Source organism: Cognatishimia sp. MH4019, assembly GCF_020177595.1.
Taxonomy (GTDB): Bacteria; Pseudomonadota; Alphaproteobacteria; order Rhodobacterales; family Rhodobacteraceae; genus JAHTBL01.
Map to the genome: position 1 here is coordinate 79,595 of NZ_JAHTBL010000008.1, position 20,931 is coordinate 100,525.

A 20,931-nucleotide genomic window follows, 5' to 3' on the forward strand; every position below is an offset into this window, starting at 1 on the left:
ATTACCTCAGAGTGGGGAGCATATAGTCAGGCAGCCCGATCCCGTCGAAAAGATCGGCCCTAGGTTCAACATCCGCATACAGACCGCCTTGAATGAACAGGCTGTCCCATCCGGCGGCCTTGGCCCCGGCGATGTCATGCTCTGGACTGTCACCCACCATCAAAACGCGACGCGCGCCCAGCTGCGCACCAAGCGCGTCGAAAATCGGGCGATGGGGCTTGCCGTAGAACAACACCTCGCCGCCTTCATCTGCGTATTCATGGGCCAGTGCGCCAGGAGATTCCACCAGCACGCCATCTGCGCGGGGCGAGTGCCGATCCGGGTTTGAACAGATCAAGCGTTTTCCCTGAGCCCGCGCCTCGCGCAGCACCGCCCGTTCAGTCGCATGGTCACCGCCGTCCGGCAGCCCCATCAGCAAGACTGCGTCCGCATCGGACAGGGTCGCCACTTGAGCCACGCCCATGTCCGCCACGCTGCGCGCGGCGTCCTCTGGCGTAGCTGAAATCACGTAAAGCGCCCGGATATGCGCCAAGAGCCCTGCACGCATGTCGATCTTCAGCGCCTCGCCTGAGGTCATCACCGGGCCGAATGCCGAGGCCGGAAACCCGATCCCCGTGATCCGATCCCGGTTGATCGCCGCCGATTTGCCGGAGTTCGACAGAACCCCCAACATCACTCCTGCATGAGCCAGCGCCTCAACAGCTCCGACCGCATGAGGGTAGGGCGCGCTGCCATTATGCAGCACGCCCCATTGATCAAACACGATCGCATCATAGCGGTCCGCGACCGTCAGGATGCTGTCGAGCGTTTGCATTTACTTGGGGTCCGGTGTCGGCGGCACGAGGCTTTCGATATAAGCGTCCACCTCGTCAGGCTTCATAGCAGGGGCCGATTTTTCGGCCGTACCCGGAGGCATGTCACCGAAATAGAATGGGTAGCCAGGGATGAACTGCCGTCGTTTGCGCAACTCCATTCCGGGGAAAGGATAGACCTCGTGATCGCCGCAGGCTTTGTCGTGGCAGGCCAGAATGTAGTCTGCCCGCTTGTCGATCTCCTCGACCGATTTCCACCCATCGACGGAGTTCACGAACCGCGCAGGCACCCAATAGCGCCACATCTCAGAAGGGTTCGGCTCAAGGTTGCGTGCTTGGAAAATCGCATCGCCGCAGACCACGATATCGCCAGCCGATGTGGCAACGGTCACGGCCATATGCCCAACCGAGTGTCCGGGTGTGTGGAACATGGTGATGCCGGGCAGCACCTCCGTCTCGTCCTTGATGCCTTCAAACACGCACCCCGCGTAGGCTGGCTCAATCCCAAGGATGCCGCACTCATAGGTGCGGTAGTAAAGCGGCAGTGGGTTATACGCCATCTCGATCTCGGCAGAGGGGGCGATATAGCGCGCGTTCGGGAATTCTTTCATGTTCTGCACGTGGTCCCAGTGCAGGTGGGTAAAGACAATCGCGTCAATCTCGGACGGGTCGACGCCCAGCTTTTCCTTGAGGTGCAGATGCACCTCGGTGCTGCCGCGCTTGTCGCATTTGTGGTGGTATTTCGTGGCGCGCTCTTCGTCGCAAAGACCGGTGTCGATCAGAATTTTATGCTCGCCGGTGTCGACGTAATAGCAATAACAAGGGTTCCAGATTTTCTGACCCGCTGGACCCTTCCAGAAAATGTAGGTCCCAAGGTCGGCTTCGAGCCAGCCGGTGTTGATCGGATAGATTTTGGTTTCAGCGACACCCATTGTGGTCCTCCAGATACGAGTCGAACCTTTTGTATACAAAAATATGGAAGTGTCTACATACGCAGCAAAACTTTCCGTCAGTTTCTCAGTTCGCGGCGAGAACGCGCATGAAACTCTCGGTCATATGTTTGCGCATGCCATCCACTGCCGTTTGTGAATCCTCCGAGAAGATTTTGTTCAGCAGATCGACATGGTTCTCGACTGAGGCTAACAAATCTTCCTGTGTCGCCAGTTTCTTGGCGCGGAACGGTCCGGTCTTGCGGCGAAAGTCCGACGCCAGATCGCAGATATAGGGATTGTCCGTCGCGCGGTAGATCGCCAGATGCAGTTTTTCATTGGCCTTGATATAGGCCAGCCTGTCATTGTGCTTGGCGGCCTCCACGCACTCGGCCTGCGCTGCTTCAATCTCCGCACGGCCCAATAAAGTCAGGCGTTGATTGGCTAAGCGTGCGCAAATGCTCTCTATTTCCTGCATGGCTTCAAACATCTGCGCCAGTTCTTCACGGGTATATTGCGCGACGCGCACGCCCCGCTTTTCGCCCGCCACCAACACGCCTTGCGCTGTCAGACGGCTTAGCGCTTCGCGGACCGGCGTGCGTGACACGCCAAAGCGTTCGGCAAGCTTGGTCTCGTCCAACCGCTCGCCCGGCTGCAACAATCCACCTGAAATATCGTCCAGCAAAGCCGCTTCGATTCTCTGACCGGTCGATTCGCGCGGAAGGGGGCTGGTTTGCACCATGGAGGTCTCCTGTCAGGCTTGTGCCCTTTGTCTGTAGCATGCTCTCTGCGGAAAAACCATCCAATCTGGTTATTTTGGATATTTAAGATTGCTTTTGTATACAAACTATTATTTTTTCAGCATCGAGTGTGGGAGACGCCTTGAATGCCCGAGATACGACTACAGCATCTGCGCAAGGACTACGGTGCCCTGACCGTCATTGAGGATTTGAACCTCGAGATGGCCGATGGCGAGTTCACGGTGCTGGTTGGCCCATCAGGCTGCGGCAAATCCACGACGCTGCGGATGATCGCGGGTCTGGAAAGCGTCACTGGCGGTCAGATCATGATCGGGGATCGTGACGTCTCGCAGCTTGAGCCGAAAGAGCGTGATCTGGCGATGGTCTTTCAGGACTACGCTTTATATCCGCATATGAACGTCGCCAAGAACATGTCCTTTGCCTTGCGTCTGGCGCGGATGAACAAGTCTGATATTGAAGCGCGCGTGAAGGAAGTGGCCGAGACGCTGGATCTCACCGCCTATCTTGACCGCAAACCGGCCGAGCTGTCGGGCGGCCAGCGTCAGCGCGTCGCCATGGGCCGCGCCCTCGTGCGCGACGCGGGCACTTTCCTGTTTGATGAACCGCTGTCAAACCTCGATGCCAAACTACGCGGTCAGATGCGCGCCGAATTGGCGCTGATGTCCCAGCGTATAAAGAAAAACATGATCTACGTGACCCATGATCAGGTCGAGGCGATGACGCTGGGCGACAAGATCGTCGTGATGAAGTTTGGCGAGATAATGCAGGCCGGCACCCCGGAAGAGCTGTATCGCAACCCTGCGAACAAGTTTGTAGCTGGCTTCATCGGCTCGCCCACAATGAACTTTCTGGACGCCGAACTGTCCGAAGAAGATGGCGTGCTTCACGCCCGCGGCACCGGGTTTGCAATCCCGCTGGCCGAGGATCGCAAGGCGCGGCTGCAGGCCCACAAGGACCGCAAAATCACGCTAGGCATTCGTCCGTCCAGCTTTGCTGAAGGCAGCGGCGGCATCTCGATGCCAGTGATCCTGTCTGAATATATCGGCGCGCAATCTGTACTGATTTCCGAGCTGGGCGGCCAGCAGGTCGCGATTGAGGTCAACACGGTGGCCCCGATCCGCGCAGGCGAAAGCCGCGAATTCACGGTGCAGGGGGATGAGGTTCATCTCTTTGACCCGCAGTCAGAGGCGGCACTCTAGCCGCTCATAAAAAGGGGCCGCAGAGGCCCATAACCATCTGGGAGGATGATATGAAATCACTCAAACGCAATGTCTGGTCAGCCGCGATGGCGGTGTCGATGACATTCACTGCCAGCTACGCGCTTGCCGAAGGTCACACCGCCGATGTCTATGCGCCTTATGAAGGCACAACGCTGGTCGTGAACTTCCCCGCGCATCCGCATTACAACGCTGTGCTCGACGTGTTGCCACAGTTCACCGAAGAAACCGGTATCGAGGTTGAAGTTGACCAACTGCAATACCTCAAGATGCGCGAGCGCCAGACGCTTGAGTTGACCAAGGACGAGGGCGATTACGACCTCATTTCCTATGTGGTTTTCTCGAAAGCTGACTACGTCTTTGCCGATCAGCTTGAGAATCTCGCGAAATACTTCATGAACCCCAAACTGGCGAACCCCAACTATGACGCGGGCGACCTGATTGACGGCTATGTCCAGAACATCGGTGTTGCGGGCGGCGAAAAGGGCTATCTGCCCGGTCCGACCGGCTCGCTCTTTGGTATTCCGTTCGGCGCTGAAACGTCGGTTCTGGCCTACCGCAAGGACATTTTTGAGAAGCACGGTATCGAGGTCCCGCAGACCTATGACCAACTGCTCGAAGTCGCGTGTCAGATCCCCGAAGTAGAGCCCGGAATGGGCGGCATGGCCTCTCGTGCGGCCTCCGGCCACCAGGCGAGCCACGCGTTCCTTCTGCACCTCGCGCCCCTTGGTGGTCGCGTCTTTGACGAGCAGTGGAACCCGATCATCAACAATGAAGCGGGTGTCGCAGCGGCCAACGCGCTGAAAACCATCGTCGATTGCGGCCCCGAAGGCTCGCAGACCTTTGGTCCGGCAGAAGCGGCTGCGTCCTTCAAGCAAGGCTCCTCCGCCATGTTCATGGACAGCATCGCCTTTGCCGCCGGGTTCGAGGATCCGTCGCAAAGCACCGTCGCGGGTAAGGTCGGCTACGCCTTGCACCCCGAAGGTGTGCGTCGCGGCAGCCAGACCGGTGGCTTCGGCATCGGCATTCCGTCCAACGCACAGAACAAGGAAGCGGCCTTCCTTCTGATGCAGTGGCTCACCTCGAAAGAGGGTGATCTGGCCGTGGCCATGGCAGGCGGTAACCCGTCGCGCTTCTCCACCTATGAGAATGCCGAGCTGAACGCGAAGTATCCTTACTCCGCAACCTTCGGTGAAGCGCTGCAATTTGCCGACCCCGATTGGCGTCCGATCATCCCCACATGGGGCAAGATCAACGCGGATATCGGCACCACCATGAGTCAGGTTCTGACCGAAGGTCTGGACCCGCAGGAAGCGCTGGACGGTGTGGCCGAACGGGCGCGCGCTGTTATGGAAGAGGCCGGGTATTACACTTGGCAGTAAGCACTCCTTCCGGGCTGGCGCTACGGCGCCGGCCCATCCTGACCGTCTCTAAGGCTCTGATCTGATGTCCACTGCGCGTGCGAACCGGCTGACCCCCTATCTTTTTCTGGCACCCGCCGGGATCGTGTTGCTGGTGGCGCTGTTCTACCCGATCTGCTACATGATCTACGCCAGTTTTCTGGACTGGAACCCGAGCCAGCGCATCGGTGAAGCGGATTTCGTCGGCCTGCGCAATTACATCAAACTTTTCAGCGATGACGCCTTCCGCGAAAGCATGTGGGTCACGCTCAGATTTGCAGCCATCGTGGTGACGCTTGAGATGGTCATTGGCGTTGGCCTTGCGCTGCTTCTGGATCGCAACATTCGCGGCATGTCCGTGCTGCGCACTCTCTTCATTCTACCGATGATGATTGCACCCATCGTGGTCGGTCTCATGTGGCGCTACATGTATCACCCAACCGTGGGCATCTTTAATCAGACGCTTGAATCCTGGGGGTTTGAACCAATCCCATGGCTGTCCGACGGCAGTTGGGCCTTCACTTCTGTGATCATCGCTGATGTCTGGCAATGGACACCGTTTATCTTCATCCTGTCGCTGGCCGCCCTGCAATCGCTGCCATCCTCGGCCATCGAGGCCAGCAAGATCGACGGGGCGACCGGTTGGCAGCAGATCATCTATATCAAGCTGCCCCTCATGTTGCCCGTCCTGATCGTGACCCTGCTCCTGCGTCTGATCGACAGTTTCAAAGTGCTCGAAGTGATCCTTGTGATGACCAATGGCGGGCCGGGTCTTTCGACGGAAATCCTGTCGATTCGCATCAACCGAACGGCGTCTGAGTTCCGTGAACTGGGCGAGGCGGCAGCCATGTCGAACCTGCTTCTGATCGTCTTGCTGATCCTGACCTTCGTGATGTTCATCTATAACAAAGCGCAGGAGATCCGCGCAGAGCGCATGCGAGCGGCCGAGGAAGAAGCATGAGCCAGAAAACCTACGACCGTCAGAACCCCGCCTTCTACGCGCTGCTTGTCGCGCTGGTCTTGATGGCCATTGGGCCGATCTACCTGATGCTGGCGACCTCGCTGAAGCTGAATGTCGACATCATGTCGGAAAACAGCAGCTGGCTGTTCATGCCGACCTTGCGCAATTACGAGACCGCGCTCTGCGATTTCCTTTGGTATGAGCCAGAACACCTGCGCCGCTGCGACCCGACCTTTGGCCGCGCGTTAACCAACTCGTTGATCATTGGCCTGATCTCCACCGCGATTACGCTCATCATCGGAACCATGGCCGCTTACGCGCTTGTGCGCTTTCGCTTCATGGGGCGCGATGTGGTCTCCATCTGGACGTTGATGATGCGCATGGTGCCGCCTGCCGTTCTTCTGGTGCCGGTCTTTGGTATATGGACCTTCCAATTCGGGATCGACGGCTCGCGCGGCGGGATCATTCTTGTTTACGTGGCGCTCAACCTGCCATTCGTGATCTGGATCTTACAGAGTTTTATTGTTCAAGTGCCGATCCAGCTGGAAGAGGCCGCGCGCATGGATGGCGCCGGTCCCTTCCAGGTTTTCTTTCTTGTGGTGCTCCCGCTCATCAAGCCGGGTATTGCAGCCGCCTCGATCTTCACGTTCCGGGTCGCGTGGAACGAATTTCTGCTGGCCAATGCGCTTTCGGATCGCAATAGCCGCACCGTGCCGGTCACCATCGTGAACAGGCTGACCGAGTTTGACATCGACTGGGGCGTGATCATGGCCACAGGGATGCTTTTGGCTATCCCGCCCATCATCTTTACCTTTGTTGCCAGCCGTCAGATTATCACCGGCATGACCGCAGGAGCCGTGAAAGGCTGATGTCTGTCCTTCTGCTGGCCACCTACGACACAAAGGCCGAGGAAGCCAATTACCTGATCGCCGCGTTGCTGGCCCTCGGGGTCGAGGTAGAGCGCTGCGATATCTCGCTTCATGCACGCGGTGTGCAATGGTCGCCCGAGGCCAAGCTGGCGGGCATGGAAGCTGCCACCAATCGCGCTATCGCCGAGATTTCCGAGCATACGGGCAACGGGCGGCGCATGGTGGTCGCCATTGGTGGTGGCACGGGCGGGCAGATCGCGCTCAAGGTGCTGCAGTCTTTGCCCCTTGCGATACCCAAGGTGCTGGTCACGACCTTGCCGTTTGATCCGCGCTACATCATCGCCGACAGCTCGATTGTGCTGGTGCCGACCATTGCCGATCTGTGCGGTCTGAACGCCACGACGCGCGCCGCCCTTGATCAGGCCGCAGCCATCACCGGAGGGCTTTATCACAGCACGCTGCCCACGGGCGACGCGTCGCTGAACCCCTCCATCGGCGTCACCTCACTGGGCGTCACCAGTGCTGGCACCGATACAGTCTGCGATCTGCTCCGTGCCGCTGGGGAAGAAGTCACCGTCTTTCATGCCAACGGCTTTGGCGGTGCCGCCTTCACGCGCTGGGCGCAAAACGGTGCGTTCAAATCGGTGATCGACTACACGCCGCACGAGCTGACCCGCTGCTATGTCGCAGGCGTCAATGCCGATATGCCGGCCCGCTTCACCGGTATGGGCCATCTGCCCCGCGTGGTTCTGCCCGGCGGCGTTAATTTCATCGGGCTGGGAGAGGCGGCGCTGATGCCCGACCTCTACAGCGCGCGTCCGCACTATTCTCATTCACCGCTTTTCACCCATGTGCAATGCACCGAAGACGAGGTCGTGACTTGCGCCGATATCCTCGGTCGTGCGCTTGTGAAGGCTGAAGCCCCCGTGCGCGTTCTTATCCCGATGGGCGGCTTCTCGTCCGAGGATCGCCCCGGTGGTGCCATCGAAGCCCCAGCCCTGCGCGCAGCCTTTGCCGACACGCTGGAAACCCACATTCCGCTGACCCGCTTGCCGGGTCACATCAACGACAGTGCCGTGGCCAAGGCCGCCGTAGCCGCGCTGCAAGACATCACAAAGGATGCCCCCGATGCTTGACCCTTCCGATATCGAAGCCAAGAAAGATGCCCTGATCTGGTCCGCGCAGCGCTGTTTCGAGCGTGGCTTGCAGACCAACGCAGGCGGCAACCTGTCGGTGCGCCTGTCCAGTGGCGACGCCATTGTTATCAAGCCTTCCGGCGTCGGCTTTGCCGAATGCACCCGCGACAACCTGCAGATTGTGCATCTGGACGGGACGATTGAGCCGACACCGTTCAAGCCCTCCAAAGATATGGATTTCCACCTCGATCTTTACCGCATCCGGCCCGATATCAACGCCATCGTGCATTGCCACAGCCCTTGGGCCACCGGCTTTGCCAGCGCCGGGATCGAGATCCCGTGCCTCACTGTGCAGACCATCGAAAAGATTGGGCGAATGCCGTTGATCCCGCTGTCGTCCAATGGGGGTCCCCAGACCGAGGTCGAGATTACGCCGGTCTTCCGCGATCCCTCCGTGCGCGCTGCCGTGCTGGCCAATCATGGCACCATCGGGGTCGGCAAGACACTGACCGCCGCGCAATATCTGGCCGAGATCATCGAAGAGACAGCTCATATCGCTTACGTTCGCGATACGCTCATGGCTGCCCACGGCAAGACCGCTGCGGACTTGCCGAAATACGGCATAGCAATGGATGCCCGCGCCGCGGGCTAGTCTGTCACTCCATCAATCAAGCTGACCGCCGCGCGTTTTACAATCGCGGCGACCTCCTCCAACTGCGTCGCCAGCGGATGCGTCTTGCGCCAAACCATCCCGACTGTGCGTTTGGGCGGCTCGCCTGCAAAATGCCCCACGCAGACCGGGGCCGAGCGTGTCTCCACCCGCACGGCCATCTCTGGGATAAGCGTTACACCGATGCCAGCCCCCACCATCTGCACCAGCGTCGAGAGGGAGCTTCCGTCCAGCCCCGCCCGCGGTTGCTGCGCAGGCATATCGCAGTAAGACAATGCTTGGTCGCGAAAGCAGTGGCCTTCCTCCAGAAGCAACAAACGCATCTCGCGCAGCTTGTCCTTGCCAGGCACCGGGGCGTCCGCCTCTGCCTTCGGGCGCACAAGCATCATCGCTTCCTCGAAGAGCGGCGTCTCTACCAACGTGGGTTCCTCAATCGGCAAAGCGAGGATCGCCGTATCCAGCAGCCCGTCCTGCAACTCTTCCAGCAAGCGTGGGGTCACCGTCTCACGGATTTGCATATCGACCTGCGGATGCGCGCGTGTCAGCTCACCAATAAGCGCCGGCAGCAGATAGGGCGCAATTGTCGGGATCACCCCGATCCGCAGCCGTCCCGACAACCCTGTCGTTGCCGCGCGCGCCATCTCTCCCAGCTCGTCCACAGCCCGCAGAATGTCGCGGGCGCGGGGGGCAAACTCCTCGCCGAAAGCGGTCAGGCTCACCTGCCGTGGCCCCCGTTCAAACAGCGCGGTCCCAAGCGAGGTCTCAAGCTCCTTGATCCGCATCGACAGCGCAGGTTGCGAGATGGCACTGGCATCCGCCGCGCGTCCAAAGTGCTTGTGACGGGCCAAAGCCTCGAAATAACGAAGCTGTTTCAGAGTGATATTTTTCATAATCTGAAGTTATCAATCACATTAGAAAACACAACTTATAATAATTCCAAATCCTTGTTAGCGTCGTGCTTAAGAGCTGTGGGGGATTCTATTGCGCCCGACCTGAAGAGGCGGTGCAAAGAGCGTCTGCAGCGCTGCTTGACCCGAACACATATAGCGACTTGAGGAGCAAAACATGGACGGAAATGACGTCGGAACCGGTGGGAAATGCCCCGTGATGCACGGCACAACCCTGCACACCACATTTGCAGGACGTGGCAACAAAGACTGGTGGCCAAACCAGCTAAACCTGCGCATTTTGCACCAGAACGCGCCGGCCTCTGACCCGCTTGGGGAAGAGTTCAACTACGCCGAAGCCTTCAAGAAGCTGGACCTCGATGCGGTCAAGGCGGACCTCACCGCATTGATGATTGACAGCCAAGAATGGTGGCCCGCTGACTATGGTCACTACGGCCCTTTCATGGTCCGCATGGCATGGCACGCGGCAGGCACCTACCGCACGGCTGACGGTCGCGGTGGCGCGTCCACTGGCAACCAGCGTTTTGCGCCGCTCAACAGCTGGCCCGACAACGGCAACCTCGACAAAGCCCGCCGCCTGCTGTGGCCGATCAAGCAGAAATACGGCAACAGCCTGTCTTGGGCGGATTTGTTCATCCTCGCCGGTAACGTCGCGCAGGAATCCATGGGTCTGAAAATCTTTGGCTTCGGCGGTGGTCGCGCTGATATTTATGAGCCCGAAGAAGACATCTACTGGGGCACCGAGGCCGAGTGGCTGGGCGACGAGCGTTATTCCGGCGACCGTGAACTGGCCAACCCGCTCGCGGCTGTCCAGATGGGTCTGATCTACGTGAACCCCGAAGGTCCCAACGGCAATCCCGATCCTGTGGCCTCGGCCCGCGATATTCGCGAAACCTTTGCCCGCATGGCGATGAACGACGAAGAAACTGTCGCTCTGGTCGCCGGTGGTCACACTTTCGGCAAGGCCCATGGTGCCGGGGATGCAACGCTGGTCGGTGTCGAGCCGGAAGGCGGCGCAATTGAGGATCAGGGCTTCGGTTGGCTCAGCACCCACGGTGTTGGCTCGGGCGGCGACACGATCACGTCAGGTATCGAAGGTGCATGGACCCCAACACCAACGACTTGGGACATGAGCTACTTTGACACGCTTTTCGGGTTCGAATGGGAGCTGGGCAAAAGCCCCGCAGGTGCGCATCAGTGGCACCCGAAGGATCCTGAATCCGCCAAGCTGGTGCCGGACGCGCATGATGCGTCCAAGACCCACAAGCCGATGATGACAACCGCCGATATGGCGCTGCGCATGGACCCAGAATACGAGCGGATTTCGCGTCACTACCACGCCAACCCCGACGAGTTTGCAGACGCCTACGCCCGCGCTTGGTTCAAGCTGACCCACCGCGATATGGGCCCCAAGGTCTGCTATCTGGGCAAGGACGTCCCCGATGAAGATCTGATCTGGCAGGACCCGATCCCCGCTGTCGATCATCCGCTCGTGGATGGCGCGGACATCGCCAAGCTGAAGGCCGATATCGCCGCGACAGGTCTAAGCGTGTCTGATCTGGTCTCCACCGCGTGGGCCTCGGCCTCGACCTTCCGCGGCTCTGACCGTCGTGGTGGTGCCAACGGCGCACGTGTCCGTCTGGCCCCTCAAAACGGGTGGGAGGTGAACGAGCCTGCCAAGCTGGCAAAGGTCCTTGAGACCCTCGAAGGCGTGCAAAGCGCGTTCAACGGCAGCGCATCGGGCGATAAGAAAATCTCGCTCGCTGATCTGATCGTGCTGGCCGGTGGTGTCGGTGTTGAGCAGGCTGCGAAAGCGGCAGGTCACGACATCGAAGTGCCTTTCACACCGGGCCGGATGGACGCGACCGAAGAGCAGACCGATGCCGAAAGCTTCGAGCCGCTAGAGCCGAAAGCCGACGGGTTCCGCAACTACCTTGCCGAAGACTTCTCCGTCTCGGCGGAAGAACTGCTGGTCGACCGTGCCCAACTTCTGACGCTGTCTGCGCCGGAAATGGCGGTGCTTGTCGGCGGTCTGCGCGTGATGGGTGCCAATCACGAAGATAGCTCTCACGGGGTCTTCACCGACCGCAAGGGCGCGCTGTCCAATGACTTCTTCCGCAACCTGATCTCGATGGAGACCGAGTGGAAAGCCGTCAGCGACAGCGAGACCGTGTTTGAAGCCCGCTCGCGCAAGACCGGCGATCCGGTCTGGACCGGCACCCGTGTCGATCTGCTCTTCGGCTCCAACTCGCAACTGCGCGCGATTGCAGAAGTCTTCGCGCAGGACGACGCCGAAGAACGCTTCGTTGGCCAGTTCGTCAAGGCCTGGACCAAGGTTATGGAACTGGACCGCTTCGATCTGAAATAAGTCCACTCATGGACAAACGAAAAGGGCGGGGGCCGCAAAGCCCCCGCCCTTTTTCTTTGCCGAGACGGCTGTCTATCAGAGCTTAGAACTTAATCGCCGCCGCCCCTGTTGGACGGTTCGGGCTCGCCGCGAAAATGCCGCCATCAAACAGGAAAATGCTCAGGTTATCGACCGTCGCTTCGCCGGTGTTTTCTCCAAACACGATGCGAGAGAAATGGGCGCAATTATCAATCAGGCCCGCCAGCGCCGGATTGTCCTCGGACATGATATCCTCGGAAAGGCCTGACGCACTGGCTTGCACCAGCTGTGTCTGACCCATGCAGTCTGCCGTCGCGATCATATGAGATGGCGCAGCCAGCAAGTTCGCATAGCGATCTGACATCATCGTAGCCAGTTGGGCTTTGGGCATCTGTTGACCAAACTCAATCCGACGGCTCAGAGCGGCAACCTGTTTCGAGCCGTCCTGCATAACCATCGCATGAAGCGAAACGATGTCTTGATTACTGCCAGCCTGGGTCACGCAATGTGTGATCGTTCCAATCGTTTCGCATGAACCATAGCCTTCGGTCGCAAGTGTGCTTAACGCATCGTCCAGCGGTTGGCCTGTCGCCAGACCAAGGATCGAGAATTTCTCGATCTCTTGCTGGGGCAACTCTACCTTTGGTGCGGCGGCCAGCGCGAGGGCCGCATTTCCGGTGTCCTGCGGTTGTGGCGCAGCTACGCTTGGAAAGGTGGGTGCTGTTGCGACTGCGGCACCAGCCACGGCTGCCGTGCCCAAGGCCGGAAAGGTCGTTGTCGGTGCTACCGCGCCCGGTGCAGCAGCCAAGGTCCCCGCAGGAGCGCCCCCAACTTGGGGAAATGCCGGTGCGTTCGCAGCCGGAGCCGTTGGTGTGACCGCACCCGTCGTTGGGAAGGCAGGGTTCGCCGCAGGCTCCGCTTGTGATGTTCCGCCGAGGGTTGGGAAAGCCGTGCCTGGTGCGGCAGCAAGCTGACCCGGTGCGGGTGCAGTTGAAGCTGGGAAGGTCGGTGTGGCGGCTGGTGCTGTCTGCCCGACCGCTCCGACGGTTGGGAATGCAGGTGCCGGAGCCGCGACTATCTGACCAGCCGCGTTGGGCGCGGGTGCAAGGCCGTTCTGCGGCATTGCGGGGGCTGTTCCCATGGCCGCCAATCCGGTTGCGATCTGATTGCTTTGTTGGAACAGGATGCTGGCGTCACTTTCTGTCAGCTTGCCCGTTGGCGCCGCTCCAATTGACGTCTGAAACTGCGTCACCGCTGTGCGCGTCTTGCCTCCGTATAGCCCGTCCGGTGCGCCTGCATTGAAACCCATTGAATTCAGCCGCGCCTGATAGTCCCGCACCTGATCACGCGTGGTCGGGAAGGTCGCAATCGTCGGACGAGGACCCGCTGGCGCTTTCTTGACGACCTTGCGCTTCGGCTTGGCTTGTTGCTGTCGTTTCTTGTTCGCCTTGTTGGCTTCGTTCACAATCAGTGCGCCGCCAATGCCAACGGCAAGCCCTTTGATAAAGTCATTGTCCGCAGATGCCTTTTGGGGTGCGTGCACAGCACCTGTCGCCAAAAGCGCCGTTGCGCAGACCGTGCCAATGTATCGTTTGAATGTCGTGGTCATGAAAATCTCCTTTGGTCTGTCCGCATAATCGCGGCTCGAATGCGTTACTGATTTATTGTGGTGCCCGTCGCTCCTGTTGCGGCCGTCGCCGGAGCCTTGAGTGACAAAAGCCAGCTGGCGGTCTCGACATCTCCGCGTGCCGCGAAAAGCGACATGACGTCGTTGATACGTGCATGGTTTTGCGCCATCCCTGCGATCAGGCTGACACATGCAGGTGGGAAGGGCTCGTAAATGGCGTTGCGGGCGCGCACCCTTTCCCCGATCTGAGCCGCGCGGAACGTATCACGTTTCAACAACACGAACCCGAGATAGTCGAAAGACGGGCGCATCTGCGCGGCAACAAATGTCACGTATTGGCACAATAACGCATCACGTGCGCTGGCCTCGCTGGTCTGTCTGTAGCCCTGCTGGTTTCCCAAAGCGACGATCAGAACGTCCATGAAATTCAGCTGGTTCAACGACAAGTAGTTGTCGGGCATCTGCAAGCTTTGCCCGCGGGGCACGTTTCTGTGCAGCGATACAGTGTTATTGATCTCATAATGCGCGGCAAGCGCTACGGGTTCATAAACCTCGTCGCCAAAGATCATCCCCTTCTGGCTCAGCATCTGGATATCCGCCAAAGAGAAAGACGTCCCGAGGCGGTGGATCACGTCGAAGGTCGCGGCAGTGCGCTTGGGAAAGGTCTTGTTCAGATCCAGCCTGAGATCCGCAAAAAACGCCAGCGTGACAGCCGATTTGGAGGCCGCCAGATCGTTCAACAACGTGCACCGTGACTGCACTCGACCATTGCGCCAATCGCAGGTCATCTCTTGATTGATATCAAAGGCTTTCAGCTTCCCAAGGTAGTCATGCAAGACAGCCACCTTTTGGTTGGGGCCGTTTAGCGTCTGCCAGTATTGCGCATGAAGGATGTCATAAAACATCTGGCCGGTATCCAACTGCTCTGGATTGATCAGGCCATTTTGCAAATAGAAGTTAGCGTTGTTGTAATCGCCCTGCGCGAGGAAATTCTTAAACGCCTGTTGCGTTTGATCCGCTTGCTGCGCCTGCGCGCGCACGTCTGGCGCACCAATGATCAATAGGAACATCGCTGCAAGAGCAACAAAGGCACCATTGAATAGCAGAGCAAAAAGAACGCTCGCTCGACCCATTGAAATCCCCCGAAACAAATGTGGTCGCTTGATCCCAAGCTTGTAATATTCCACGATGATTGGTGATTAATCGAGTCATTGCAAGCATTGGCTGTTAATTCGGGAAGGGGTCGCTTTGCGAAAAACCGTCAAAAACATGCGTATTGCTGCAATTCTAACAGCTACAGTTTTGGGAGTTCCAAGCGCAGTGACCGCGCAGGCCGAGATGACGCTTGAGGACTTTCAGGCGCAGGTGATGGCAGGGGCCAACCGCATTGCGCAGTATCAGCAGACGCTTCAGAACCCCGACCCGCGGGTCCAGTATGAAGCCGTGCGGCTCTTGTTGAAATCCAAGGATCCCGCCTTGGTGCGCATTGCGAAAGAGCATGCACTCTTCTCCACAAACCCGGTCCTACGAAACTCTGCAATTGTTGCGATCTTCGAGGCTGGCGGAAACCTGCGTCTTCAGGTGACAGCGACGAACGAACAATCTGCCTCTGGCTTGCAATGGATTTCCAATGTCGGCGGGACCCATGATGGCCGCGTGGGCAATTTCATCTTCCCGATCGGCAAAATGACCGAAGAGTGTTGGATGGACGCGCGCTACGACTCGACGTGCCAGTTGCGGGTTTCGGGCACGACAGTTCAGTTCTACTATCATGGGAACAGCGGAACCAAGGCGCAGGCCGCGCTGACATTGGGGTCTGATGGGGTCTTGCGCGGCAAGCTCCTTGCGGGTGGCCACAACTCGGACGCGGCCATCGACCTCAAGGAATGATCACTCGACGTCCAAACGGTCGAGCCTGACAAGCGGTCGGTCTGCAAACCAGACCGAATTCATCGTCAGCCGTACGCGACGCACGAAGACACCGCCGATGTCGATCTTCAGATCACCGCGCGGCGTCATGTCCCTGACACCAACACTGCGCCAGAAAGGCGCGTCCGGTGGTCCCGCATCCACTTGGATCGAGATTGTCTTGGGCGGGGTCTGCGAGGTGCGATCCCCGACCTGGCTTCCCAGAATGATACTGTTCAGCGCAATGGGCTCCGTCGGATGCAGCGTGATCTCGATCTGTTGCGGTTTTCCGTCCCACGTCGTGACAAATGCACGCTCCAGCAGGCCTTGGCCTGCCTCGTCGGGTTCAGAAGACGCCGTCTTGCCTGACCACCCGGTCACCCGAAACCCACTTTGTTGCCCGTCATGGTTCAGATGGGCTTGTGACAAGTCGCTCCCAAGGCGTCGCGCGATTTCATCCATCCGGTAAAAGACGGCCTCTGATCCGCTGGGTGCGCGCTGGGCAATGCCGATAACCGTCCCGGCGATTTCAAGAACCGACCCGCTTGAGCCTTTTTGAATCTCGCCCAGCGCAAGGTCATCGCTGGTCCGCACGGCTACGATATCGGGTGTGACCACGAACACATCCCCGGCAGTTCTGTCTTGGATACCTTCCGGGCTGAGGCGAAAGATTTCGCCGCTTTTCTGATTGTCCAAAAGGGTTGTCAAATCTGTCTGAAAGCTGCTCCAGTCGTCCAGACACCGCTGGATGACATCGCCCTCGACAAAGGCCAGCGCCAGATCGCTCTGCGCGTCGCGCAAGAAGACGGTGCCGGCTCCGATAAGGTTCTGCAAAGGCATCTGAAGCGAGAAGCTGTCCCGCTCGGCCACATGTGAGGGCAAGAGCGCGTAACAGTTGCCCCGATGCTTGAAGAGAAGCGCGTGACCAACGTCCCTGTCCACAAGCGCGATTTGCGTGGCCTCCGCATCGCGCGGCATTCCCAAAAGCAGCAAGATCGAAACGGCGACCGACAGGAGAAATCTTGACGCGTGCACAAAAGCCATTTTTTGGGTATCCTTGTTTATATTCAATTGTCACAATTTCAAAAGAACGATGTTTCAAAAGCTATTTCTTTATCACCTTTGCGCTGCGGCGCTGTCCATCTTGTTTGCAAGTTTTGCTGCTGCGGAGCCTCTGGTCCAGCTTGAGCCGATCGTCGAGGTCAATGATGACCTCCGCGCGGATGCTCTGATTTCGGGCAACTGGTTGGTTGGCGTGCACACGCGTGCGGATCGTGCCGATGATGTGCCGCGTCTCTATAGTCATGTCTCAAGCGAATGGGCTGGAAAGGCCGTCTGTGTCCGGGTGATCGGCGAGAATGGGCGCTACAATGCCCTTTATCCCTATCAGATGCCTAACAGTTGGGAGGGGGGGCTTGTTGAGTTTATCTATCCGACCCAACACCCTGATTTCGTGAGCAATATTGACGATAGCAATAGCGGCGTTGCTGTCCATGAAGGCGATTGCGACAGTATCTCCCAGACCTTTGTCCCCGTTCTCTGGAACGCGCTCGATAGTCCCAAGGCCAATGCGGACGGGCAGGTCGAGCTTGTGCTCAACATCAACGCAGGACGCGCTGATAGTGTTTTCGGCGCCGCAACCTCTGGCGATGTGACAATCGAGATGACCTGTGATCCAACTACCGCGCGTGGTGTGGGGTTCAACTATCAATGCGTTTTCGCTGTCCCGCGAGAACTTTCGGCCACGCTTGATGTTTCGATCGAACGTCTACGCTTTGGGCGTGCGGCGCCGCCTCGGACCGCGACAATCAAACTGTTTCCGCCTGCGGACCCCTGATCCGTGGCAAAGACGTACCCACCTCCCAAAGCGCACAAACGGCTTTCCAAGCCATGGGTGATTTCGCTTGTGGGCGCGCCGATGCGCTTATTGGGGCAAAGATCAAGCATCCCTGGGCTGGTGTCGGGCCTTGTCGTTCTGCTGTTTCTGGGCGTTATGGTCTATTACGTCTGGCCTCGACCCAAATCGTTTTTTCTGGATGTCACCACTGATTTTCTACAAGTGACGACGGATGCCGATACCCAAATCGTTTGGGACATTGACCGTGCGTTGCTTTGCCTGCCCGAACGGCGTTTGCCAGAGGACCACCCGGCGCGTCTGGCTGCCGATCTTGACCAAGCCTGCGGGCGTGGGTTTCTTGCGCAGCGCATCAGCAATGTCGAACTGGATTGGCCCGCTGACGTGACACTTATGCTCCGCAGTGGCGCGACAGACGCCATTGATTTGCTTATACGCTTTGCGCCAGAGCGGCAGATCAGCATCGGGGAAATCCCGATTGTGCCGGAAACGATCCTGCGCCTGCCTCATACTGTAATCACCGAAACTGGCGGCCTCGGCCTGTCAGGGGATGTGGTTTTGGGGCAAACCGCCGAGCATGCAACCCTCAAATTGCTCCGCGAGGGGCGCTATGAGACCCGCGAGGTTCCGTTCTTTCGCTCAAACGCGTTGCTGGTGGACAGCGGCACCCTGTCGATGGGGGATGCAATCACCATAGAGGCTATCGAACAGGACAAGCGCTTGTCAGCCTATGCTTTTGTGACCCTGGCCCCAAGCCAACCAGACGGTGTCACCCCCTTGCGCGTGATTGCAACCTCCCCCGAAGAGGATAGCCGCCTGAGGCTGCAACGCGCCCGTGCTAATCCGTCCTATATCGAACCTACCTGGTCCAAGAGGATTGCAAACGATCCCCTCGCCATCGGCATCGCAACATTGCTCAGTCTTTTGGCAACGTTCTTAGGTGTGTTGAACAACCTCTTTCGCAAGTAGATTTTCGTGCGGCCTCAGTCGTAGGTCAGTTCCGTCGCTTTCCCGCGGAAGACCGTATAAGCAAGCACCGTGTAGCCCATGATCGTTGGCAACACGAAAACCGTTCCCACCAGAATAATGAACAGGCTTTCCGGCGCGGACGCAGCCTCGTAAATCGTGATCTGCTCGGGCACCACATAAGGATAGAAGCTATAGGCCAGCCCGAAGAAGCTGAGCGTGAACAACACGATGGAGCACACGAACGGGAACCATGCCCAGCTGTCGTCTTTCGTGGGCAGCTTGCGCAACGCAGCCCATAACAGGCCTACAAGCAGCGCGGACATGATCGGCAACGGCACCAGCAAGATCGCTTCCGGGAACGAGAACCACTTCTCAAAGATGCGCGGGCTGACCAATGGTGACGCAAGCGAGATCGCCCCAAGCCCCAAAATCAGTCCCCAGATGCCCCCTTTGGCCCAGCTGACCGACTTCAGCTGCAGCTTTTCTTCTGTTTTCAGGATCAACCAGCACGCGCCAATGAAGCTGTAGCCAACGGTCAGAAACACTGCCGTCACACAGGCAAAGGCAAATGTCGCCCAAGTATACTGCAAGCCCATGATATACATGCCCAGCATGAAGCCCTGGCTCAGCGACGTCATCAGCGACCCGATAAAGAACGCGTTGTTCCACGAGGCCTTGTGCTTTAACGGCGCTTTCACGCGGAACTCGAACGCAACACCCCGTAGGATCAAGCCGATCAGCATGATCGCCACAGGCAAGTAGAGCGCCGTCAGAATGGCTCCGTGCGCCGATGGAAATGCGACCAGCAACAGGCCAATCGCCAGCACAAGCCATGTTTCATTTGCGTCCCAGAACGGCCCGATAGACGCAATCATGCGGTCTTTCTCTGCGTCCTCAGCGAAGGGAAACAGAACCCCTACGCCTAGGTCAAAACCGTCCAAAACCACGTAAATCAGGATCGACACACCCATAAGGCCTGCAAATACCAAGGGCAGCCAGACGGCGGGATCGCCAAAAAGGTCCATAGTCGCTTACTCCGCCGGGATTGAGACTGCCGCACCGCCAGAGGAGGGCACGCGTGGTTTGATGGACTCTCCTTTCGCGGCCTTGCGGGCCAGATAGAAGATCGCACCGATATAGGCGAACATGAGCACCACATAGATCGCGAGATATGCAATCAGCGTCGATGCAACCAGCGGGGCAGGGACGTCAGCGACCGCCGATGCCGTATCCATCACGCCCGTTACAAGCCACGGCTGACGACCAATTTCAGTGGTGTACCAGCCCGCCAGCGTTGCCACCCAGCCCGAGAAGGCCATCGCGACAAAGCCGTAAAGCATCGGCTTGGGAAGACCGGCGATACCACCACGTTTTTTGCGGGTGAACCAGACAGCGGCCCAGCTCATCACCAGCATCAGCATGCCAACGCCAACCATAACCCGGAAGCTATAGAAAACCGGCGCAACACGGGGGTGCATGATAGTGCCATCTTCTTCGACAAAATCGTTCAGGCCAGGGACAACACCATCGGCAGAGTGCTTGAGGATCAGCGACGCCCCATTTGGGATCGAAATCTCAAAATCATTCGAGCGGGTTTCTTGGTTGGGAATGGCAAACAGCACCAGCGGCACATTCGGTCCGGTCTCCCAGTTGCCCTCCATCGCAGCCACCTTCGCAGGCTGATGCTCAAGCGTGTTCAGCCCGTGCATGTCGCCTGCAAAAATCTGGATCGGGATCAACAGCGCGCCAAGGGTGACGCCCGTACGCAAGGTCGCTTTGACACTCTCACACTTGTCGCCGATCAGGTAACGGAAGGCCGAAATACCGGCCAGCAGGAAGGCCACGGTCAGACCTGAGGCGAGAAGCATGTGAACCAAACGATAGGGCATCGACGGGTTGAAAATGATCGCCCACCAGTCTGTCGCAAAAGCCACACCATCGCGCATCTCAAAGCCCGCAGGCGTGTGCATCCAGCTGTTCAGGACCAAAATCCAGAACGCGGACATCGTCGTGCCGAACGCCACAAGGAATGTCGCAGTAGTGTGTAACCAGCTGGGAACCTTGGAAAAACCAAAAAGCATAATGCCAAGGAACACCGCCTCAAGGAAGAACGCCGTCATCACCTCATAGGCCAGCAAAGGCCCCGCGATGTTGCCGACCGTCTCCATGAAGCCCGGCCAGTTGGTGCCGAACTGGAACGACATTGTGATGCCGCTGACGACGCCCATGGCAAAGCTGAGAGCGAAGACCTTTACCCAAAAGCGATAGCTTTCCATCCACTTCATGTCGCCCGTTGCTTTAAAGCGCAGCTTGAAAAACAGCAGCACCCAGCCAAGGGCAATCGTGATGGTCGGGAACAGGATATGAAACGAGATATTCGCCCCAAATTGAATACGAGACAGCAGCAGAGTGTCCATTATCTGGCCTTTTTTAGTTGCTCTTTCACGATGTATTACGGCTGAGATAGGTGACTGGATCGCTCTTTCAGCCGGGTGCGACCGCACACCGCGCGTCAGCCTGTCC

The 20,931-nt window shown here is 58.4% G+C and carries 19 protein-coding genes; 10 read left to right on the forward strand and 9 right to left on the reverse strand.

All coding sequences use genetic code 11. From position 1 onward, the window contains the following. Position 1: 1 nt before the first annotated feature. From KUW67_RS14160 to KUW67_RS14170, 3 genes are all read right to left on the reverse strand, one after another. On the reverse strand, positions 2-814 hold the full coding sequence (locus KUW67_RS14160; protein ID WP_224825975.1) for a TIGR01459 family HAD-type hydrolase: 813 nt from the start codon (positions 812-814) through the stop codon (positions 2-4). Further along, positions 815-1,744 (reverse strand): N-acyl homoserine lactonase family protein, encoded by a 930-nt coding sequence (locus tag KUW67_RS14165; protein ID WP_224825976.1) that lies wholly within the window; start codon positions 1,742-1,744, stop codon positions 815-817. An 85-nt stretch (positions 1,745-1,829) separates the two neighbouring features. Continuing rightward, a complete protein-coding gene (locus tag KUW67_RS14170) occupies positions 1,830-2,483 on the reverse strand; it encodes a GntR family transcriptional regulator (RefSeq protein WP_224825977.1) in 654 nt (217 codons plus the stop codon). A 144-nt stretch (positions 2,484-2,627) separates the two neighbouring features. On the opposite strand from KUW67_RS14170, the gene KUW67_RS14175 reads away from it, so the two are divergent. The 6 genes from KUW67_RS14175 to KUW67_RS14200 all read left to right on the forward strand — a co-directional run bounded on the left by KUW67_RS14175 (position 2,628) and on the right by KUW67_RS14200 (position 8,737). Further along, positions 2,628-3,701, forward strand: a complete 1,074-nt coding sequence (locus KUW67_RS14175; RefSeq protein WP_224825978.1) for an ABC transporter ATP-binding protein — start codon at positions 2,628-2,630, stop codon at positions 3,699-3,701. 50 nt (positions 3,702-3,751) lie between these two features. Next, on the forward strand, positions 3,752-5,101 hold the full coding sequence (locus tag KUW67_RS14180; RefSeq protein WP_224825979.1) for an extracellular solute-binding protein: 1,350 nt from the start codon (positions 3,752-3,754) through the stop codon (positions 5,099-5,101). A 64-nt stretch (positions 5,102-5,165) separates the two neighbouring features. After that, positions 5,166-6,080, forward strand: a complete 915-nt coding sequence (locus KUW67_RS14185; protein ID WP_224825980.1) for a carbohydrate ABC transporter permease — start codon at positions 5,166-5,168, stop codon at positions 6,078-6,080. Further along, positions 6,077-6,949, forward strand: coding sequence for a carbohydrate ABC transporter permease (locus tag KUW67_RS14190; RefSeq protein WP_224825981.1), 873 nt, complete (start codon positions 6,077-6,079; stop codon positions 6,947-6,949). Before KUW67_RS14185 ends, KUW67_RS14190 begins: the two co-directional genes overlap by 4 nt. Continuing rightward, positions 6,949-8,085 (forward strand): Tm-1-like ATP-binding domain-containing protein, encoded by a 1,137-nt coding sequence (locus tag KUW67_RS14195; RefSeq protein ID WP_224825982.1) that lies wholly within the window; start codon positions 6,949-6,951, stop codon positions 8,083-8,085. Before KUW67_RS14190 ends, KUW67_RS14195 begins: the two co-directional genes overlap by 1 nt. Continuing rightward, positions 8,078-8,737, forward strand: a complete 660-nt coding sequence (locus KUW67_RS14200) for a class II aldolase/adducin family protein (RefSeq protein WP_224825983.1) — start codon at positions 8,078-8,080, stop codon at positions 8,735-8,737. Before KUW67_RS14195 ends, KUW67_RS14200 begins: the two co-directional genes overlap by 8 nt. On the opposite strand, the gene KUW67_RS14205 is transcribed toward KUW67_RS14200, so the two are convergent. Next, entirely contained in the window at positions 8,734-9,645 is a 912-nt protein-coding gene (locus KUW67_RS14205; RefSeq protein ID WP_224825984.1) for a LysR substrate-binding domain-containing protein, read from the reverse strand. The genes KUW67_RS14200 and KUW67_RS14205 overlap by 4 nt on opposite strands. Positions 9,646-9,820: 175 nt before the next feature. Here KUW67_RS14205 and katG point away from each other — a divergent pair, with 175 nt between their 5' ends. Then, positions 9,821-12,031: a catalase/peroxidase HPI gene (gene katG / locus KUW67_RS14210; protein ID WP_224825985.1), complete on the forward strand. Its 2,211-nt coding sequence runs from the start codon at positions 9,821-9,823 to the stop codon at positions 12,029-12,031. An 82-nt stretch (positions 12,032-12,113) separates the two neighbouring features. Here the strand turns inward: katG and KUW67_RS14215 are convergent, their stop codons facing one another. Together KUW67_RS14215 and KUW67_RS14220 are read right to left on the reverse strand one after the other, a co-directional pair. After that, positions 12,114-13,658, reverse strand: coding sequence for a peptidoglycan-binding protein (locus KUW67_RS14215; RefSeq protein WP_224825986.1), 1,545 nt, complete (start codon positions 13,656-13,658; stop codon positions 12,114-12,116). A 44-nt stretch (positions 13,659-13,702) separates the two neighbouring features. Continuing rightward, the gene (locus tag KUW67_RS14220) at positions 13,703-14,746 is read right to left on the reverse strand and encodes a hypothetical protein (protein ID WP_224825987.1); all 1,044 of its coding nucleotides are present in this window, start codon (positions 14,744-14,746) and stop codon (positions 13,703-13,705) included. 250 nt (positions 14,747-14,996) lie between these two features. Here KUW67_RS14220 and KUW67_RS14225 point away from each other — a divergent pair, with 250 nt between their 5' ends. Beyond that, the gene (locus tag KUW67_RS14225) at positions 14,997-15,566 is read left to right on the forward strand and encodes a HEAT repeat domain-containing protein (RefSeq protein WP_224825988.1); all 570 of its coding nucleotides are present in this window, start codon (positions 14,997-14,999) and stop codon (positions 15,564-15,566) included. On the opposite strand, the gene KUW67_RS14230 is transcribed toward KUW67_RS14225, so the two are convergent. Beyond that, positions 15,567-16,628, reverse strand: coding sequence for a hypothetical protein (locus tag KUW67_RS14230; protein ID WP_224825989.1), 1,062 nt, complete (start codon positions 16,626-16,628; stop codon positions 15,567-15,569). A 100-nt stretch (positions 16,629-16,728) separates the two neighbouring features. Here KUW67_RS14230 and KUW67_RS14235 point away from each other — a divergent pair, with 100 nt between their 5' ends. Together KUW67_RS14235 and KUW67_RS14240 are read left to right on the forward strand one after the other, a co-directional pair. Next, the gene (locus KUW67_RS14235; protein ID WP_224825990.1) at positions 16,729-17,421 is read left to right on the forward strand and encodes a hypothetical protein; all 693 of its coding nucleotides are present in this window, start codon (positions 16,729-16,731) and stop codon (positions 17,419-17,421) included. Between the two features lie 120 nt (positions 17,422-17,541). Further along, positions 17,542-18,408: a hypothetical protein gene (locus KUW67_RS14240; RefSeq protein ID WP_224825991.1), complete on the forward strand. Its 867-nt coding sequence runs from the start codon at positions 17,542-17,544 to the stop codon at positions 18,406-18,408. 14 nt (positions 18,409-18,422) lie between these two features. On the opposite strand, the gene KUW67_RS14245 is transcribed toward KUW67_RS14240, so the two are convergent. Both KUW67_RS14245 and KUW67_RS14250 read right to left on the reverse strand, forming a co-directional pair. Next, positions 18,423-19,433 carry a cytochrome d ubiquinol oxidase subunit II gene (locus KUW67_RS14245; RefSeq protein WP_224825992.1) on the reverse strand — a complete coding sequence of 337 codons (1,011 nt, stop codon included), beginning with the start codon at positions 19,431-19,433 and terminating at the stop codon, positions 18,423-18,425. A gap of 6 nt (positions 19,434-19,439) precedes the next feature. Further along, positions 19,440-20,825 (reverse strand): cytochrome ubiquinol oxidase subunit I, encoded by a 1,386-nt coding sequence (locus KUW67_RS14250; RefSeq protein WP_224825993.1) that lies wholly within the window; start codon positions 20,823-20,825, stop codon positions 19,440-19,442. Positions 20,826-20,931 lie beyond the last annotated feature (106 nt).

Bases quoted from the DNA above. Each gene is read 5' to 3' on its own strand.
- katG (WP_224825985.1), top strand. From the start codon at position 9,821: ATGGACGGAAATGACGTCGGAACCGGTGGGAAATGCCCCGTGATGCAC.
- KUW67_RS14215 (WP_224825986.1), bottom strand. From the start codon at position 13,658: ATGACCACGACATTCAAACGATACATTGGCACGGTCTGCGCAACGGCG.
- KUW67_RS14230 (WP_224825989.1), bottom strand. From the start codon at position 16,628: ATGGCTTTTGTGCACGCGTCAAGATTTCTCCTGTCGGTCGCCGTTTCG.
- KUW67_RS14165 (WP_224825976.1), bottom strand. From the start codon at position 1,744: ATGGGTGTCGCTGAAACCAAAATCTATCCGATCAACACCGGCTGGCTC.
- KUW67_RS14185 (WP_224825980.1), top strand. From the start codon at position 5,166: ATGTCCACTGCGCGTGCGAACCGGCTGACCCCCTATCTTTTTCTGGCA.
- KUW67_RS14160 (WP_224825975.1), bottom strand. From the start codon at position 814: ATGCAAACGCTCGACAGCATCCTGACGGTCGCGGACCGCTATGATGCG.
- KUW67_RS14195 (WP_224825982.1), top strand. From the start codon at position 6,949: ATGTCTGTCCTTCTGCTGGCCACCTACGACACAAAGGCCGAGGAAGCC.
- KUW67_RS14190 (WP_224825981.1), top strand. From the start codon at position 6,077: ATGAGCCAGAAAACCTACGACCGTCAGAACCCCGCCTTCTACGCGCTG.
- KUW67_RS14175 (WP_224825978.1), top strand. From the start codon at position 2,628: ATGCCCGAGATACGACTACAGCATCTGCGCAAGGACTACGGTGCCCTG.
- KUW67_RS14245 (WP_224825992.1), bottom strand. From the start codon at position 19,433: ATGGACCTTTTTGGCGATCCCGCCGTCTGGCTGCCCTTGGTATTTGCA.
- KUW67_RS14250 (WP_224825993.1), bottom strand. From the start codon at position 20,825: ATGGACACTCTGCTGCTGTCTCGTATTCAATTTGGGGCGAATATCTCG.
- KUW67_RS14180 (WP_224825979.1), top strand. From the start codon at position 3,752: ATGAAATCACTCAAACGCAATGTCTGGTCAGCCGCGATGGCGGTGTCG.
- KUW67_RS14170 (WP_224825977.1), bottom strand. From the start codon at position 2,483: ATGGTGCAAACCAGCCCCCTTCCGCGCGAATCGACCGGTCAGAGAATC.
- KUW67_RS14200 (WP_224825983.1), top strand. From the start codon at position 8,078: ATGCTTGACCCTTCCGATATCGAAGCCAAGAAAGATGCCCTGATCTGG.
- KUW67_RS14205 (WP_224825984.1), bottom strand. From the start codon at position 9,645: ATGAAAAATATCACTCTGAAACAGCTTCGTTATTTCGAGGCTTTGGCC.
- KUW67_RS14220 (WP_224825987.1), bottom strand. From the start codon at position 14,746: ATGTTCCTATTGATCATTGGTGCGCCAGACGTGCGCGCGCAGGCGCAG.